2 protein-coding genes are annotated in these 1,688 nt (G+C 25.8%); both read right to left on the reverse strand.

Annotated elements, in window-relative coordinates; translation table 11 throughout:
- The coding region (locus tag L8X40_RS08260; protein WP_263667673.1) for a hypothetical protein at positions 1 to 1,134 on the reverse strand (1,134 nt) is incomplete at its 3' end.
- Positions 1,127 to 1,688, reverse strand: a 562-nt coding sequence (locus L8X40_RS08265) for a hypothetical protein (RefSeq protein WP_263667674.1), incomplete at its 5' end; no start/stop codon positions are given. The genes L8X40_RS08260 and L8X40_RS08265, both read right to left, overlap by 8 nt.

Genomic DNA, 1,688 nt, shown 5'->3' on the forward strand with positions numbered 1-1,688 from the left:
AAAAGAAAGATTATAAAAGCGTAATAGCTTAGAATCTTCTTTGGTGTCGTTTTTCTCTAAATTCTCAAGTAAGGTTTTATTGTGAGAATAATTAAATTCTATAACGCTTTTATAAAGTTCTTTTCTTGCATTTAAGTAAGTATTTGTGATTTTATCTTTGTGCAATAAGAATATAGTATAAAAGCTAGAATGATAAGGAAATTTTTCTTCGTTAAATAAGGCTTGATTGTTTTGATTAAAACTTGTAAAACTTTCACAAAAATATAAAGCTTTTAATAGATAAAATTCTGAATTAATGTGAATATTGTCTATTGTATCTTTTAGTCTTAATGCTTTATAATCTTTTGATATACTTTTAAGTAAACTTTTTTCATTAAGTAAAGATGGAGTTTTTTTAACATCATAAAAAGGATAGTAATAATTTTTTAAATCTTTTGAAATCTTACCATCATAATATAATTGAATTCTTTGCATATTTTTAATTTGTGTTTGATGACAATGTGCTAAGTTATGATAATATTTTTCTTCAGAACTTAAATGAGTTTCATATTCTCTTATAAAATCAATAAAAGAAATACCACTATCTTTTAACCAATCTTCTATTTTAGAATTAATCCACCAAAGAATTATCATACCAGTGCCAACAATACTAATGGCTGCTAAAACACCTAACAAGGTGCCGCTTGCAATTGCTATCGCACTATAAGTTGTAATGGCTGCTGTGCTTATTATCGGTATTCCTATTTTAAAAATTTGTGAAGCAATAATTTCAGAACCAATTTTTACAGAAACTTTTAAACCATCTTTTGTTTTTTGATATTCTATTAAAGCATCAATTCCACTAAGGGTATTATCTGCTCTTTTTATGATGATTTTAAAAGGGAGTAGGTAGGGTTCGAGGTTTTTGAAAAAGTTAGATATTGTATCCATTGTATTATCTGCAAATCCAGTAGCACCTGTGATGGCTTGAACTTCATTTTGATGCATAAAATTTTCCGTTTTATTTGCATCTTCTATTTCTTTAAGTAGTTTTTCTCCTATTTCATCTACACCTGCATCTTTTAAAAGAATTTGCAATTCTTTTTCTGTTTCGTTTAAGGTTTTATTTTGAGTGTTAAGTTCTATCTCATTCATTTGTGCATTCTTTTAGTTTAGATTGTATGGATTTAAGTTTATTAGTTTGTTTTTGACCGAGTTTGAGTTTCTTAAAATTATAGATCGCTTTTTCTAATTGCATTTTTAAATAACTATCAGTGTATATTTTTAATTCTTTATTTAAAAACAATAAAACTTTGTCAGTAGTAGTGTTAATTTGACTCATACCATTTAAAATTGTCATAGTTTTAGGGGTATTTAAATCACAAATATAATCTTGTAAAAATTCACTCAAATACATACTAGTAAATCCACTATTATAGCCAATTAGGGTGTTAATATACATTCCAATTCTAACTACATCAAAGCTATCAAACTTATGAATATCTTTTTGCAAAAAATCCTCTTCTAAACGAGTATTTAGAAAAAATAAAAAATCTTCAAAAACTTTAAATCTTTCCTTATCAAATAAAAAATAAGTTTTATGATTTGTGATATTTCTTTCATTGTATAAAAGATAGGATATAATATAGGTATTTGAATTTGTTGTAACATGCCCAGCTTGTCTCATAAGCTCAACATCTTCTTCTGTG

Origin of the sequence: Campylobacter sp. CNRCH_2013_0855 (assembly GCF_025773025.1) — a bacterium.
Taxonomy (GTDB): Bacteria; Campylobacterota; Campylobacteria; order Campylobacterales; family Campylobacteraceae; genus Campylobacter_D; species Campylobacter_D jejuni_C.